This window comes from Bacteroides sp. 3_2_5 (genome assembly GCF_000159855.2).
In the GTDB taxonomy this organism is placed as follows: domain Bacteria; phylum Bacteroidota; class Bacteroidia; order Bacteroidales; family Bacteroidaceae; genus Bacteroides; species Bacteroides fragilis.
Genome location: NZ_JH636043.1, coordinates 250,717 through 265,601, shown reverse-complemented (window position 1 = coordinate 265,601; position 14,885 = coordinate 250,717). Strand labels below are relative to the sequence as shown.

Sequence of the window (14,885 nt, the reverse complement as noted above, 5' to 3'; positions counted from 1 at the left end):
AACTTTAACTCCCGAAAGCTTTAGATTTTTTTTTAATATGTTTACTTTTTCAGCAGGTCTTCTGACTTATCTCTCCCTCGCAACGCCTTCCCACGCTGGGCGCAGTGGCATAGTGTGCGGATTCTCAGAGAATTACAGCAGCGGGTACTGTCGCCGATTTGCACAGCGTTCCCTTATGACTAAACCTCTTTTTAGTACTGAAATCTGCTACAAAGGTAACAGTTAAAGCAATAAGTTGTTCTTGTTTTAACAAGAATTTTTGGAGAACTTTTCTTTCTTCCTGATACAGAAAGTTTTCCAAAACGGGAAACTTTTGGAGAGAAAAAGCGGATCGGGTTTGCTAAAGAATCAACCAGATGGCTATGATATGGCCTATGCTTCCGCCTAGACAAAACAGGTGGAAAACGGCGTGCATATAAGGTTTTCGCAACGAGTAAAACACGGCTCCCATGATATACGAAGCTCCTCCTCCGAGAAGCCACCAGAAGGCGGGAGAGGCCCCGATGGCGGACAGGCAGTCCATTAGTGGTTTGAGGGCCACCAGGATGGCAGAGCCCATCCCTACAAAACAGATCGTCTCGAGATTGCTGTGTTCTTTCAGTTTTTTGAAGGCTAATATGAATCCTACAATAGCCGACAGCCATACAAAAGTGAAGATTCCCCAGCCCCATCCGCCGGCATGGCGTAGCACTAACAGGGTGAACGGAGTGTAAGTCCCTGCTATGTGCAGGTAAATAGCGCCGTGGTCAAATTTGCGCAGAAGTTCTTTCCGCTTGCCGGGCCTGGAGCCGTGATACCAGGTCGAACTGATGTACGATGCCAGCATCCCCACCAGATAAGCCAGTACACAGCCTGTTGCCCAATAGGGGTGAGGGTTGGCGAGCGCCTTTTCCAAAAGAAAATATCCTGTGGTGATGCCCAGCAGGGTGCCTGCGCCATGGCTTAAAGTATTGGACAGCTCTTCGCCGCGTGAGTACCGTTTGTTCTTCATTGTGTGTAAGCCGGAGTGTTTATCTAATAAAAGATGACCGCAGATTTTTATCTTTTCGATTATCGGTGATAATTAAAAAGAGAATCTACGGTCGTCCTTTCCTTGTCTTTGGAAATAGTTTGTATCAGACACTTGGCTTTTTTATACCAGGTGGCCGATCCATTCTTCACGGTCGCCCGGAAGCAGATCGATAACCGGAACTTCCACCATGGTGTAACATCCCGGCTGCTGCTTCATCGAAGCACGTGCTACGCATACCAATACCTGTGCGGTCAGTGCGGGGTTGTTGATGCGCATATTGAATTCGAACAGTTGGTTCTGGGTTTTTCCGGATACACCTTTGCGGGTCAGGTTTACACCGTGCCCCATGTCCAGCAGTGCGTCTACGCTCGGCACTTGTTTTACGTGTGTCTCGTCGTTAACGAAATAAGCGTCCGATTTAATGGCTGCTGCCACTTCCTCGAATTTATATCCGTCTTTCAGTTCGATGTATACCATACGGCGATGAATACCTGTTCCGGTAGGGATAGTCATCGATAAAGCCGCTTTCACTCCATCGATAGCTTTGACGGCTACCGTATGGCCCATACTCATACCCGGACCGAAGTTGGTGTAAGTGATTCCTTTGGGGGCGATTGCTTCGAGCATGGTGCGTACGATCGAGTCGCTTCCCGGATCCCATCCGGCCGAGATGATCGATACAGCTCCGTGTTCTTTGGCGCAAGCACCCAGTTCACGACGCAAGTCAACGATGCCTGTATGAATATCAAAGCTGTCTACTGTGTTGATGCCCATTGCGAGAATCTCTTTTGCGTATTTCTCAACGCTGCGGGTCGGAGTACAAAGAATAGCCACGTCTACTCCCTGAAGTTCCTTTATATCTTTAACTACTGCGTAATCATTCAGTTCAGCCGGTTTGTTCTCGGCACCTGCACGACGAACCACACCTGCTATCTCAAAATCGGGAGCCGCTTGGAGGGCTTCCAGCACATAACGACCAATATTGCCATAACCTACGATGGCTGCTCTTACTTTTTTCATCTTTTTATTGGTTTTGTTTAACACATTTCTTTATTTCGGTTGCAAAATTAGTCATTTTCTTTGTTTTCAGGTCTCTTAAGGGTGTTAAAGTTAGTTTTTGTTATTCAAGGTTCGTGAAGCACAATATTTATTATCTTTGCGTTCTGATTATAACCATTATGATAGAATACATCAAAGGCGAAATTGCCGAACTGAGTCCGGCAACCGCAGTTATCGATTGTAACGGATTAGGATATGCCGTTAATATATCACTCAACACTTATTCTGCCATTCAGGGTAAGAGCAGTTGTAAACTCTATATCTACGAAGCCATCCGCGAAGATGCTTACGTTTTATATGGCTTTGCCGACAAGCAGGAACGGGAACTTTTCCTGCTGCTGATTTCCGTTTCGGGTATTGGAGGAAACACGGCCCGTATGATTCTTTCTGCTCTTTCACCGGCCGAATTGGTGAATGTGATCAGTACCGAAAATGCCAATATGCTGAAGACGGTGAAAGGTATCGGACTGAAGACCGCACAGCGTGTCATTGTCGATTTGAAAGATAAAATTAAAACCGGTGCCATGGCTGCAACTGCCGTGGGAGGTGCTGCCGGTGCTTTGTTGCCGGCAATGAATGCGGAAGTACAGGAAGAGGCCATCGCTGCATTGACCATGCTCGGATTTGCCGCTACACCTTCACAGAAGGCGGTGCTTGCCATATTGAAAGAAGAACCCGATGCTCCGGTGGAGAAAGTCATTAAGCTGGCTTTAAAAAGACTTTGAGAACGGACGGAGGGGGGCATTGCTGTCGCAGATTGCATAATAGAGTTACAGCGCAGAGGAAAGGAATGTGATTGTTTATGTAATCTGCGATAGGGCTTTGTCGTTGTGTTGGCCTTGTTTTCTTGAAATGTGTGAGTTTAAATTTGTACGGTACATGTATATTGGGTTATATCGATGATTGGAAGTTTGCTTCCCGCATTATTTACTTCCTGCATGAATTCCTTACACTCCTGCTCTGTCATTTTCTTTCTGCAGTAAGCATAATATAAAAAATCAAGTGTAGTCAGATAGGTAATATTATTCTTGGAGCAATATTCTTTTATGTCTTTCAGGTTACTGCTTCCCAATACGTCTCGGTTGTCCCTGCAATAGATCATGCATGCACTTTCTCCTTTTCCCAGAGTGCGTTGCAATAAAAAGAACTCTTTCATTGATTCCCTCTTTGGGGAAAAAACTTCTTTTTTCAATTTAGGGAAGAAATGGAGATATTTATCTATAAAATCTTTTGTACCGGAATTTTGGGAAATTTCATTATATACCACATCCAATATCAAGTATTCGTACTCAGGAAATATATCGGGTAATATTGAGAAATAATTAGCCTCCATGAAATGGATAATTACATCAGCATCGAGTACTATCTTCGTTTTCTTGTGTTCCATTGATGTTTATTTTATGGAGTAACTCTATATAGTGACCTTCTGAAATTTTCTCCTGTTCGAATAGCTTGCGGGCTTTTTCACCAAAATCACCGATAACCAGTCCTTCGTTGGCCGGTTCGTATAAAGCTGTGTCATATCCAAAACATTTGGCAGAGTATTTTACTTTTATTTCTGCCAATTGGGAACGTGTACTTTCTGTTATAAGTCCGATATTTTGTAATCTATACAATAAAGCGGAACGGGAAACGGAAAAATAGTGTTCAAGTTTTAGGACTGTTGCCATCGAAATGTTTTTGGTTTTTAATTCCATTTCGGGTATTAACTGGCATATACCGCCCTCCGGCATTAATAGAGAGGAAGCAAACATGTCGGCACATTGTTCTATCGGATCTTTGCTGGCACATCCCGGATTACATTTGTGAGGAGTCGGTTTTTTCTCTATATAAAGGTGGTATAATTCGTGAGCTATCGTAAAGTGTTGCCTTCCTCGTGGTTGATTAGAATTGATAAGCATGAAACGGTGCTCTGAATTATCTTTCAAACACATTCCTGAGAAGTTGTCGGATAAAGGTCTGAAAACAGTGAGTATGTTTAGTTTCAAAAGTAAGCTTTTCAAAGTGATAGGCTCCGTAGCGCTAAGTCCATTGTCCATACGAAACTCTGAGACTTGCTTCTCTATGATAAACTTATTCGGCTTCATTTTGGGCAATGCGTTCCATTTTGAGATAAGACTTTACGATATCTTTGAAAGCTGCTATTTCTTTCAAATCATTTTCTCCTAAATTTGAAATTCTGAAAGCTGTAGCCATAATTTCATTATTCGTCTGAATATTGTCCTCAAACAATATAAAAGGTTCACAACCGAATAAATTTGAGATATCTTCCAAAATGGTATAAGGAATCTCTCTGGTTCCTCCTTCATAATTACTGTAAGTAGAGCGTTCTATCTTAATAGATTGGGCTACTTGTTCTTGCGTAAAACCGGATAACTCTCTAATTTTTTTTAGATTCTCTCCAATAATTTGATTAACCGTTTTCATTACTGCTCTTCTTCTGATTTCTGTGGCAAAAGTACCGATAATTTCTTGTATATACAAATATTGCCACACAATGTTTGCTCATTTATAGTTCTTTATCTAATCGTGCTTTCAGATTTGAAGAGAACTTCTTGTGTGGATGTGTTTCTATCATCGGCTTTCAGGGAGTGAGATGTGAATTGTCTGAAATAATTTTCTGATACATCCTCAAATCCAGTTTTTTGCCGAACTTCTCCGCTACCTGCCGGATGTTTGCGCAACATTCGAAACCGCATTTTTCGAACAGGCGGATGCTGGCTTCGTTCTCTCCCGAAATCAGTGCCATTATGTTGCTGAAGCCTTCTTGGCGGATGATCTCTTCCAGTCGGAGTATGGCTTGTTTTCCATATCCTCTTCCTGTAAACTCCGGTTTCAGGTAGAGGGTCAGCTCTACCGAGATGCGGAAGGCTTCTCGGGGCTTGAAGCGTGCGAAATAGCAGAATCCGCAGGGTGCTCCTTCGGGAGTTTCAATGATGAACGACCGGTAGACGGGATCGCCTACGGGTATGTAGTTTTTTAGTTCGTCGATGCTGGCGCAGTGTACAAAGTACACCACTGTCGTGTGGAGGGTATAATAGTCGTAGATGTCTTTTACAAAAGGCAAGTCGTTTTCCGTGAGCGTTCTGAGCGTAATATCCATTGCCGTAAAGTTCATAAATTGGTGCAAATGTAGCCAATCTTATCAGAAAAGAAGTACATTTGTTTCCGTAAATCAACACTCCAATTCATGAAACTGCAAAAAATATATCGTCAACTGTGGATGGAAGTCCATCCGCGTCCGCAATCGGCAGATACCGATCAATGGTATGTCGATTTTGCCAACAGGCTGCTGCCCCTATTTGAGAAGTCGGAGCTTACCGGACAGATGATTCATAAAAACCGGGCCGTTCTTTATTTCACCTGGTATCTGGAAGATTGTGTGAATAATTCCGGTGGATGGAATAAGTTCATCCGGTTGCACAAGCGGTTGTACGGGCGTTTTCTGCCCTTTTATACCCTGACAGGGGCGTATGCCGATGATGAAATAAATTTTGAGGATGTGTCGTTCCTGTTATGGTCGCTTCTTTCTCCTGTCACAGACGATTCTCCGGTTCCTTGGAATCCGACGGATAAATCTCTGCTTCGACTTGCGACTGATATTTATGCGCTACTTGAAGCCCATTTTGAACAAGCCCCTCTTACCGATGACGAGTCGATGGACTGGCTTCCGGAGATTCGTGCCCTGTTGCCTCCTCCGGGACCTGTTTTGGATATTTTCCCAGAAATGGAGCTTCCCCATGATGTGACCAAGTTCCTGAATGCCACCCAAGGGAAGCAGCTTGTCTATTTTGAGGATTATGCGGGCTTGCGCCGTTTCTGTGTCGATGCGTTGGAGTGGGCCGACGAAGACGATTCGTTAATGCCCGAATTGGCCGATGAAGAAAATTTTGTATTTTTTGCCAATCCGAAAGGCATCTTGCTTGCTCCCAATATCGGTGCTTGCTTCCGGGATGAACGAAACTCGACATATAATCCCGGGATTGCCGAACAAGAAGGGGCCGAGTTGCTTTATGTTCCCGGACTTTGTCCCATCGACTTGTTGCACTATGCCATGCAGCATGATTTATTGTCCGAGGTCACTTTTCCTTTTGAGGATGGCAGGAGGGTGTTGCACGAGAACTGGGATTTTATAGCCCGCAGATATTTAGGCAAATATTATAATGAAGATTTTTATGAAGAAGAGCGGAAATAGTAGTGCCCGTCCGGGTAGCGGACGGCCCAAAGCCTCGGGAGGTAAGAAACCTTCCGGTAAACGGATCGGAAAATCAAAGCCCTCAAAAGCCAATAACCAACTGAACCGTAGGGTGAAATAAGTTGTTACCTGTTATAAACAAGTGTTAGTATGAAATGGGAAAGTAGCTTGGTGGAGCATCTCCAATGGTCGGACACGATCACCAACCGGGAGAGTAAGGAGCAGTTAGCCCGTATGATTGCCATGCGTGTGCAAGAAGGGGAGATTATTGGGGCAGGTTCCGGATCGACCGTATATCTGGCATTGCTCGCTATTGCCGAAAGGATACGTACGGAGAATCTGCATGTCACCGTGATCCCTGCCTCGATGGAGATATCGATGGAGTGTGTCCGTTTGGGCATTCCGCAGACTACTTTATGGATGTGTCGCCCCGATTGGACGTTCGACGGCGCCGATGAAGTAGATCCCGATCATAACCTGATCAAAGGTAGAGGCGGAGCGTTATTCAAGGAGAAACTTTTGATATGCAGCAGCAATCGTACTTTCATTTTGGTGGACGAAAGCAAGCAGGTTTCTTTTCTGGGAAGCCGTTTTCCTGTTCCTATCGAAGTGTTTCCGATGGCTCTGCCTTATGTGGAGCGGGAAGTGCTTACTATGGGAGCTTTGCGTACGGAGTTGAGGCTTGCTAAAGGTAAAGACGGTCCTGTAATTACCGAAAATGGAAATCTGATTCTCGATGCCTGGTTCGGCAATATTCATTCGTCTCTCGAGAAAGAGATAAAATCAATCACAGGAGTTGTCGAGAATGGATTGTTTATGGGATATGATGTCGAGGTGATGGTAGCAAAATAAGATCGGAAGCGGTTGATAGTATGAAAACTAAATGGGAAAGGTGATACCACGCGGATATCACCTCTCCCATTTAGTTTTCGTTGCCTACAAGTTCATTGCATTACCTCCAAGGACTCCCAGTATGGCAGATGCCACTGCGATCATTACCTTTAGAACCGTACTCCAGCCTGACTTTTTCATTTCTTCAACACCTCCTTTCTATGTAATCCTGATTTATGCCGTCGGGTCATCCACAATGTCTCCGTCTCCACCTTTTTCAGATTCTTTACCTTCCAGTGCGGCTTTGATATCGATGAATTCGATTTTATCACCGGCTCGGGTCGATGTCAGGTTCGGACGTACACTCGATGACGGACGAAAGTTTATTTTCACTGCCATTATGTTTTTGGCCGTACATTCTTTTTCCGTATCCACCCCTTTGGTGCGTGCCGAAAGGCTGAATACTCCAAAATCCCGGATATTGACTGATTGTCCGTTATAGAGGGAGGTGCGCATTGCTTCTACAAAATTGGTGAGTACGCTTTTAATATCTCCCGATGATAACGAACTTTTCTCCTTCATTTCGTACGCAATGCTTTCCAGGCTTGCGCTTTGGCCTAAAGTGACCAGTTGCGGATAAAATTTCTCTATAGCATCCGTTTTTCGCGGATCTTTTCTCGCGATTTTTTTGTATGGAACTGCCATTGTCTGATAGTTTTTTATGGTTAATAATTAAGAATGCATCCGGAAGGTCGGACGAGCTCTTTTCCTTTCTTCCGGTATGTCAAAGATACCGCTTTGTAACCTCTGCTTTGTGCTTGTTGACGTGGGTTGAGGCGGTATGGATAAAAGATTGAAAATCAATGAATGTTTTGTGAAATAGTATGGCTTCTGCTATGATATGTCGTTTGTTTTTGTTATCTTTATGCTATTGTAAAGTTCCGATTATTTATTAATTTAAAATTGAAAAACATGAAAGATTTAGAAGATGACGAGAGAGAGTTTCCTATCCGTGTATATACAAAAGTCGAGTTGGCTCTGCTTTATGCACCCCATTTGTCTGAAAATGCCGCCCTCAATAATCTCAGCCGTTGGATGCGGCACAACAAACTCCTGATGGCTGCGCTCGAGGAGGTGGGATACTATAAATACCGCCATTCATTTACGCCCAAGGAAGTTCGTCTGATCTTTCGATATATGGGAGAACCGGGAGCATAAAATTAGAGAGAAACCAATACCGGTATTGGTTCGGAGGATTTGATAAGAAGTTGAACTTGTGCAATTTATGCACAAGTTCAAAAATAAGATGATACAAATACCTTTATCATCTGTATGTATTCAGCAATCAAACAGATAAAAGTAGCCGGAATAAATTTTGTTCGTACTTTTCTCTTTTGTGGTAACGAAGCTTTTTTATTTTAATCTTGATAAACAGCCAGTTGTGTAGGTAAAGCGACACTCCAGACATTGAATATCAAACTTCTTCTCATATCAGAATTATTCGGCTTTACTTTCACATCAATGTATTTACAATTTGCTCCAGAATTAAACATAAACTCAATCCAATCATTGCTTATATGAACAATATTATCAATGGTATCCATTTTCATTGTTTCCTCCTTACCTGAATGGGTGGTACAGTTGGTGTAATCCCATTGCGGACCGCGACTCCCTTTGACCTTGATGGTATATTCTCCCCCTTCTTTTGAAAATCGGATAGGATTCGGCTTGAAATTAACCACAGCGGCTACTCCACCGTCTCTACAAGAATAGGCAATAATAATTATACTGAATAATAGTACAAAGATTTTATATCCTTTTTTTAATATTTCCATTTGGTTCTGTCTTTTTAATTCTTTCATTACTTTATTTCGGAGTTATAATAGTATAAGCAAGATTGTGGTTGAAATTATTATTAAACCCTTCATTACCTTCATATTTTAATCCACCATCGGTTCTCTCATTAAAATAATAATAATAACCATTATGTTTATTTCCCCAGCCATAGTTTACATGACAAATTGTCACTGAATAAGGTTCATGATAGATAATGCGATTAGGATTAGTCTCTATTACTAACAATCCTTGTTCTTTCATTATATTGGTTTGTGTTGGTGTAAAGCTCTCAACAATTTCCTTCGGCGTAACAATTACCCCTCTATGTTTCATTAGAATTTCACACATTCTGTCGACAACGTAACTGTGGTAGTCGGAAGGCATTGTCTTTTGGGATCCGGTGAATATTGCAAAACATTCTTTATTTGTTGTATAAAACTTTTCTGCGATTTTTTTTCCTTCATTATTTCCTGTAAAGCCATTTAAATCACCAGCCCATATAACGCAATTATCATATTGAATATCTAAATAATCTCCTAGAATTTTTTTAATAAAATTTTTTGCATCTACATTGTGGACCATTACTCCGGGTTTAGTTAATGAAGTTCCTAAAAAAGTAATATCAACAACTTTTGGAGAACAGTTCATTGTGATCCAGCCTAGAAAACGTTCAACCTCTGGATTCATACCTTTTTCCATTCTGTCCCATAAGACTGGTTGTCCATTAGAATAGCATAAATCTTTGACACCTTTATGACTTCTTAGTCCATACAAAACTTGACCAAAAGCAACTGGAGTACAACCAAATAATCTTGTACTTTGAATACTACCATCACCTGTATTTATTGTAGCGCTTCTCGTGGTATTACCATATACATCATAATAGGTTGCTCCACTTTTTTGCAAATAAATATTGGGTCTCGTAACATTTTGAGTCCATCTCGTTTTTAGAAGATAATTAGAAGATCTTCCAAACCCACGGAATAGTCCTTTCTTTAATTCTTTGATTTGAAAAAAGGTTTTATCATCTAAGCTACTACGCGTTAAGGGAAATAATGATTTGTTTAAATATAGAGAATCTGATCTTTCAATATCTATCTTATTTCTTCTTATAAATCCTTGATAGATAGATGTTGAAACAGAATCAATGCTATTAAAGTTAAACCGTCCATGATCTAAAATAGCATAAAATGGGAATGCACGTTCGTCTTTAGAAATTATAGCATATCCCTTGTCATTTTTCATATTTACAATATAAAATCTCTTATTGAACTCTTGTAACCATTCCGGAAGGAGATTTGCCCTTGTTTTAGGAAAGGTAACAATGCCTTCAACTTCTCTGGTATCTAAAGAAGCTACTCGAGTGGCTGGGCTGTTTTCCATACTATTTATAAAATACGAAACAAGATCTAGAGCATCTGCTTCGTTCATAATAAAGGTGTAATTGGAATCAAGATCTTTTTGGATTATATCATGATCAAAATTAAGAGATTCATCGTAACACGAACAAAAAATAAATAAAAAAATAAGTGAATAAAACAGCAGATAATACTTCATAGTTTTTTTATTAATGATGAATAAATAGTTTGCTAAGGTTTAATGAAACCAATAATAATATGAATGTATAAATATTAATGAATCCTAAATAGTTTCTGAATACAAAAATACGAACTTTCATCTGGGTCGCAAATACCTAAATTTAGGTATTTGCGACCCAGATGAAAGTTGTTTTTGAAAAATACAATTATTGGATTATTCTACATTGTTCTTAAATATGTTGTTTTTAATAGAATAATACTATCTGAATATATTTAACTGAATCATTAGAATCCATTACAAGGTTTGAATTGGGAGTTGTTGTGTTGTTCATATGTCAAGCCTATAAGGATAAAATTGTTGATATGTATGTCGTTTGTAGTAGGTGTGGAGTCTAATTAAAATAGCTAATATCTTTTTGTCAATAAAACGCCAATATATGTCCTGCCCCGTAAGAATATATGTTATTTCGATTACATATATTCTTACGGGGCATTTCTCTTCTATTTCCTTCCCTCCGGTACTTTTAAAACGGGAGTTCATCCATTTCCTTTCCCTTCTCCCTTTTCCTGAAGTTTTCGCTCACCTCCTGTTGTGTGAGTTCCACTACGGCATACTCCGTGATGCCATGGATGTTTACACGCTTGCCGAAGGCATCCCTTTCCAGAATCTGTACCAACACTTGTTGCGTTTGCGCGTTGGCCTGTGTCCGTCCGTATACAGATAGAGTAGCCAGTATTGCGGCGGCGGGTTTCCATTTCACCTCAAAGTCCTTTTCTCCTGCCGGACGGAAGTAAACATACAGGTTCTCTTCCAGTGGGTCTTTCATGCGGTGGCGTTCGTTTCGGGTGTTGATGTCGTCTATCTCGTTTCCTTCAAACCAATAGCGGAAACCGTCCTCTATCAGTTGCACCGCCTGCGCGTACACCCCTTTGTGGTCTACCGGGGTGCGGTAGTCGATGGTCTTTACAGGAATGACCAGGAAGCGTCGGTTTCCTCCGTAATCCTTGAGGAACTGCATGTTGTTGGTGCTTCCGATGAACGATGCCCTGCGTGGATACAGTTGTGCCTGGGTGTCATACACTTTCCGGATGGTGACGTTTTCTTGCCCGATGATTCGTTTTAGTTCGGCGATGTCCCCCGTTTTCACACCCTCAAACTCTTCCATGTTGATCAGCAGGCGGGTGGACAGCAGTAAGAGGTCGTCCTTGTTTGCCGGATCTATCATTCCGTTTCGGTAATATTCTGCCAGTTCCGGAGGCAGCAGATGCCTTATCCAGGTACTTTTTCCTTTTCCCTGTGCTCCGTGCAACACCAGTGCTTCTTGGTTTGCTTTGCCCGGTCGGAGGGCCGAGGCCACCATGGCCACGATCCACCGCCGGAATCCCTCCCTCCAGAACTCCTGATCTTCCGCCTGTATGGTGTCCGCCAGTTTTCTGATGTGGTCAGTCTTCCTGTCCCACCGGGCATTTCCTTCGAAGTAGTGCGTGAAGGGGTTGAACTCCGGTGAATAGTCCGAGTCGATGACCGATTTCAGGCTGTTGAGCGGATAAGCTATGCCCTGTCTGCTGATGTTCAGGAAGATGGAGTTGAAATCCTTGTTCCGCATGGCATAGAAAGATTTCTCTTCCGTTTGGGATAAGTCGCACATCTCGAGGCGGTCGAGCACCGTGTTTCGCCTGAAAGCATAATTCTTGTTCAGATAATCTATCACCTGTTCCACGAGTGGTATCTTTTTCTTCTCCTCTGCCCGTTCCGTCCTGTCGGTATATGTGTAGGCGTTTCCGATGGGTGTGTCCGTGTCCATCCCTCCTCCGTCTCCCAGCCTTTCCGCCGCCAGGCGCTTCACTTCCGACTCTTCGAGCCCTTTTCGGAAACATTTGTTTCCCAGGGTGAAGAGGAACGAATTGCGGCTTCCTTCCGTATATTTCATCAGCCTTTGCGTGGAGCAGAGGCATTTGTTGAATTCCATACACGTATAGGCGCTGATATCTCCCGTCTGTCCCGTTTCGGGTTCTTTCTTTTTCTTCCTTCCCCTTTGTGCAGGTTCGGGAGCTTCGATGGTGAGTGTCCGTTCGGGGATGCGTGCCACCCTTTCGGCAGAGTAAAACGCCTTCGGGTCATACGAGGCGAAGACACCTCTCGACAAGTCTTTTCCGCTGGTGTCCACCTCTGTTTGCAGCAGTTTCTCGTAGTGTTTCCGGGTCAGTTCGTAGATGCCTGCGTGATACTGTTCCAGTCTGTCGTAGGTGATGGTTGCTGTCTTGAAGAACGAGTTTCTCCACGCCTCCGCCTCAAGGTCTGTCAGGTAAGCCAGAATTTTGAAACCGTGCTGCTTGGCGGTGAGGAAACAGGCGAGCGTCGCTTCGTCGGCTTCTATCAGGGCCCGTATGCGTTCCAGTTCCTCTTCCCGCAGCTTGTCGATGTCGATGGTGCTGGTGTCGTTGTATGCGGCTATGCTGTGCGCCAGCCTGCATTCATGATAGTTTGCCGTGACGGTGAAGTAGTCCAGTTGCCGCTTCACATTCTCCGCCTCCTTGGTTTTTCCTTCACTGACCAGCCTTCCTATTTTCTCTATCAGGTTGGCGTATTGTCTGCTCCGTACCCATCCGATCAATTCCTGCAGTGAACATTTCCCTTTCACTTTGCTGAAACCCCTGTAAGTGGTAATACTAATGCTTTTCATCTTTCATTTTTTAAGTTTAACATAAATCTTTGATTGCAAAAGTACGGGGCTTTTTTGTACCCCTGTTAGACGTTTTCATCCAGAAACAGGCTGATATCGTCTAATAGATTTATAATCAAGTCTTTATCTTCCGCTTTTTTCATGCTTTTTAATATCCTTAGTATCTTAAATATCTCAGTTTCAATGGAATCCGGCTTCATCTCCTCGTTGCTGTTGTGTTTTTGTCCGAAGAACAGTGACCGGTGCATGATCTTTGCCAGTTCCCGTATGTTTTTTCTCTTTTTGGGATCTTTCTGCTGATGGTTCAGCCATACGAAAAAGAAGATGACAAGCTCCCTATGCGAGCCTATATCCATCTTTTCTATGTTTTCTTCCAGTGCTTCCAACACTTTCTGTCCTTCGTCACTTTTTTCATTGACGATTACTACGTAAGGGGTATTTCCCATGTTTAATACCACTCCTTCATTCGGTTTTTTTGCTCATTTCGTCTAATAAGTTTTTTTATTACGAATGCAAAATTAGTGGTTCTTATATGGATATTTCTATATATACGCGTATATTGTTTATTTTATATTGATGTTTCGCTCCGTCAAACAAATAGGTAAGGTATACCTGACCTATTTACTTAACGGGGTGAAATAGATTAAAAAAGAAAAGATTATGCGCATGGGCGTACGCGCGATTATATATAATATATTAAGCTTCAGGAAAATCGAATTGTAAAGAAAAGAAGGCGTGTTTCAAAAAACGTTCGTCTTTTGAAACATCATTTTTGATGAAATTCAGAACCGGACAAAAAGAAAAATTCAAAAAGAAAATCTATTTTTTTTAGATTCCAATAATTCATTGATTTACAGTATCATGAAGAAGATAAAAATAGAATAAATGAATTTATTTATAAAAATATTTTGCTATAGTAAAAATACTGTTTACCTTTGTTCCATTGAACGAACGTTTTTTGAAACATAAACCGTATCTAATATCTTCGTTCATAGCTAATTAGTCTTTAAAATCAGCGTTTTTACGAAATCGGCTGTTTTTTGAGGCGGTCACATAACATTTCAGCATCCTTCTACTGTGATAGGGGAGGGTTTTGAGATCACATGAATGCAAGCAAGACTGATATTCGCATTACATCACCTGACCGGGAGGTACTTTCGTACTCCGGTGCCCCCAAAGAACATCCTTTTGTGAAGGAATCCCCAGAGCTGTTTTGGTATGCCGTTCGTGTCACTTACAGCCGTGAGCTTGCTTTAAAAGAGTATCTCGATGGCGAATGTATCGAGAATTTTATCCCCATGCACTACGAATACATCGTCAAGAACGAGCGCCGCGTGCGTAAATTAGTTCCTGCGGTCCACAACCTGGTGTTTATCCGTTCGAGCCGTGAACGTATCGATCGTATCAAAGACGAGATGGGCATGACCCTTCCGATCCGTTATATCATGGATCGTGAAAGCCGCCAGCCCATTGTTGTTCCCACTTCCCAGATGCGCAGCTTCATGGCGGTTGCCGGCAGTTACGACCAGCAACTGGTCTATCTCGAACCCTCAGCCGTAGCTTTCCGTAAAGGGCAGCGTGTGCGTGTGACAGGAGGCATCTTTGCCGGCGTCGAGGGTGAGTTTATCCGTGTGAAAAACGATCGGCGTGTGATGGTTTCCATCCAGGGTGTCATGGCCGTTGCCACCACCTACATCCATCCCTCTCTAATCGAGCCGCTCGATCTTTAA

The 14,885-nt window shown here is 42.5% G+C and carries 18 protein-coding genes and 1 riboswitch; of the genes, 6 read left to right on the top strand and 12 right to left on the bottom strand.

The window, feature by feature from the left end; genetic code table 11:
* Window positions 1–33: 33 nt before the first annotated feature.
* A riboswitch (cobalamin riboswitch) is annotated at window positions 34–217 on the bottom strand.
* Between the two features lie 123 nt (window positions 218–340).
* Entirely contained in the window at window positions 341–991 is a 651-nt protein-coding gene (gene trhA / locus BSHG_RS18865) for a PAQR family membrane homeostasis protein TrhA (protein WP_008657434.1), read from the bottom strand.
* A gap of 141 nt (window positions 992–1,132) precedes the next feature.
* Window positions 1,133–2,032: a diaminopimelate dehydrogenase gene (locus BSHG_RS18870; protein ID WP_005790557.1), complete on the bottom strand. Its 900-nt coding sequence runs from the start codon at window positions 2,030–2,032 to the stop codon at window positions 1,133–1,135.
* Between the two features lie 158 nt (window positions 2,033–2,190).
* Between BSHG_RS18870 and ruvA the strand changes: the two genes are divergently transcribed.
* On the top strand, window positions 2,191–2,796 hold the full coding sequence (gene ruvA / locus BSHG_RS18875; RefSeq protein WP_008657429.1) for a Holliday junction branch migration protein RuvA: 606 nt from the start codon (window positions 2,191–2,193) through the stop codon (window positions 2,794–2,796).
* A 137-nt stretch (window positions 2,797–2,933) separates the two neighbouring features.
* Here the strand turns inward: ruvA and BSHG_RS18880 are convergent, their stop codons facing one another.
* The 4 genes from BSHG_RS18880 to BSHG_RS18895 form a co-directional block, all read right to left on the bottom strand.
* The gene (locus tag BSHG_RS18880) at window positions 2,934–3,458 is read right to left on the bottom strand and encodes a hypothetical protein (RefSeq protein WP_008657427.1); all 525 of its coding nucleotides are present in this window, start codon (window positions 3,456–3,458) and stop codon (window positions 2,934–2,936) included.
* Window positions 3,421–4,158, bottom strand: coding sequence for an ImmA/IrrE family metallo-endopeptidase (locus BSHG_RS18885; RefSeq protein WP_005797919.1), 738 nt, complete (start codon window positions 4,156–4,158; stop codon window positions 3,421–3,423). Before BSHG_RS18885 ends, BSHG_RS18880 begins: the two co-directional genes overlap by 38 nt.
* Window positions 4,145–4,498, bottom strand: coding sequence for a helix-turn-helix domain-containing protein (locus BSHG_RS18890; protein WP_032497322.1), 354 nt, complete (start codon window positions 4,496–4,498; stop codon window positions 4,145–4,147). The genes BSHG_RS18885 and BSHG_RS18890 overlap by 14 nt, the downstream gene beginning before the upstream one ends.
* 157 nt (window positions 4,499–4,655) lie before the next feature.
* Window positions 4,656–5,189, bottom strand: a complete 534-nt coding sequence (locus tag BSHG_RS18895; RefSeq protein ID WP_005802386.1) for a GNAT family N-acetyltransferase — start codon at window positions 5,187–5,189, stop codon at window positions 4,656–4,658.
* Between the two features lie 72 nt (window positions 5,190–5,261).
* Here BSHG_RS18895 and BSHG_RS18900 point away from each other — a divergent pair, with 72 nt between their 5' ends.
* Genes BSHG_RS18900 through rpiA form a run of 3 tightly spaced genes read left to right on the top strand, consistent with a single transcriptional unit; the run spans window position 5,262 to window position 7,118 of the window.
* Complete coding sequence (locus BSHG_RS18900; RefSeq protein ID WP_008657424.1) at window positions 5,262–6,266, top strand: DUF3843 family protein; 1,005 nt, start codon at window positions 5,262–5,264, stop codon at window positions 6,264–6,266.
* On the top strand, window positions 6,247–6,387 hold the full coding sequence (locus BSHG_RS21060) for a hypothetical protein (protein WP_005790543.1): 141 nt from the start codon (window positions 6,247–6,249) through the stop codon (window positions 6,385–6,387). Before BSHG_RS18900 ends, BSHG_RS21060 begins: the two co-directional genes overlap by 20 nt.
* Window positions 6,388–6,416: 29 nt before the next feature.
* On the top strand, window positions 6,417–7,118 hold the full coding sequence (rpiA, locus tag BSHG_RS18905; protein ID WP_005790542.1) for a ribose 5-phosphate isomerase A: 702 nt from the start codon (window positions 6,417–6,419) through the stop codon (window positions 7,116–7,118).
* A gap of 84 nt (window positions 7,119–7,202) precedes the next feature.
* On the opposite strand, the gene BSHG_RS22910 is transcribed toward rpiA, so the two are convergent.
* Window positions 7,203–7,298 carry a smalltalk protein gene (locus tag BSHG_RS22910; protein WP_149245169.1) on the bottom strand — a complete coding sequence of 32 codons (96 nt, stop codon included), beginning with the start codon at window positions 7,296–7,298 and terminating at the stop codon, window positions 7,203–7,205.
* Window positions 7,299–7,331: 33 nt separating this feature from the next.
* Window positions 7,332–7,802 carry an HU family DNA-binding protein gene (locus tag BSHG_RS18910; protein WP_005802390.1) on the bottom strand — a complete coding sequence of 157 codons (471 nt, stop codon included), beginning with the start codon at window positions 7,800–7,802 and terminating at the stop codon, window positions 7,332–7,334.
* A 267-nt stretch (window positions 7,803–8,069) separates the two neighbouring features.
* On the opposite strand from BSHG_RS18910, the gene BSHG_RS18915 reads away from it, so the two are divergent.
* Entirely contained in the window at window positions 8,070–8,315 is a 246-nt protein-coding gene (locus BSHG_RS18915) for a DUF4248 domain-containing protein (protein WP_005790540.1), read from the top strand.
* A 200-nt stretch (window positions 8,316–8,515) separates the two neighbouring features.
* Here the strand turns inward: BSHG_RS18915 and BSHG_RS18920 are convergent, their stop codons facing one another.
* The 4 genes from BSHG_RS18920 to BSHG_RS18935 form a co-directional block, all read right to left on the bottom strand.
* Window positions 8,516–8,959, bottom strand: coding sequence for a BACON domain-containing protein (locus BSHG_RS18920; protein WP_010993437.1), 444 nt, complete (start codon window positions 8,957–8,959; stop codon window positions 8,516–8,518).
* A gap of 4 nt (window positions 8,960–8,963) precedes the next feature.
* Window positions 8,964–10,490, bottom strand: a complete 1,527-nt coding sequence (locus BSHG_RS18925; protein ID WP_005790538.1) for a Spi family protease inhibitor — start codon at window positions 10,488–10,490, stop codon at window positions 8,964–8,966.
* A gap of 505 nt (window positions 10,491–10,995) precedes the next feature.
* Window positions 10,996–13,155 (bottom strand): VapE domain-containing protein, encoded by a 2,160-nt coding sequence (locus BSHG_RS18930; protein WP_005797910.1) that lies wholly within the window; start codon window positions 13,153–13,155, stop codon window positions 10,996–10,998.
* Between the two features lie 65 nt (window positions 13,156–13,220).
* Complete coding sequence (locus tag BSHG_RS18935; RefSeq protein WP_005790536.1) at window positions 13,221–13,601, bottom strand: hypothetical protein; 381 nt, start codon at window positions 13,599–13,601, stop codon at window positions 13,221–13,223.
* 744 nt (window positions 13,602–14,345) lie between these two features.
* Between BSHG_RS18935 and uphY the strand changes: the two genes are divergently transcribed.
* Complete coding sequence (gene uphY, locus BSHG_RS18940; RefSeq protein WP_008769904.1) at window positions 14,346–14,885, top strand: capsular polysaccharide transcription antiterminator UphY; 540 nt, start codon at window positions 14,346–14,348, stop codon at window positions 14,883–14,885.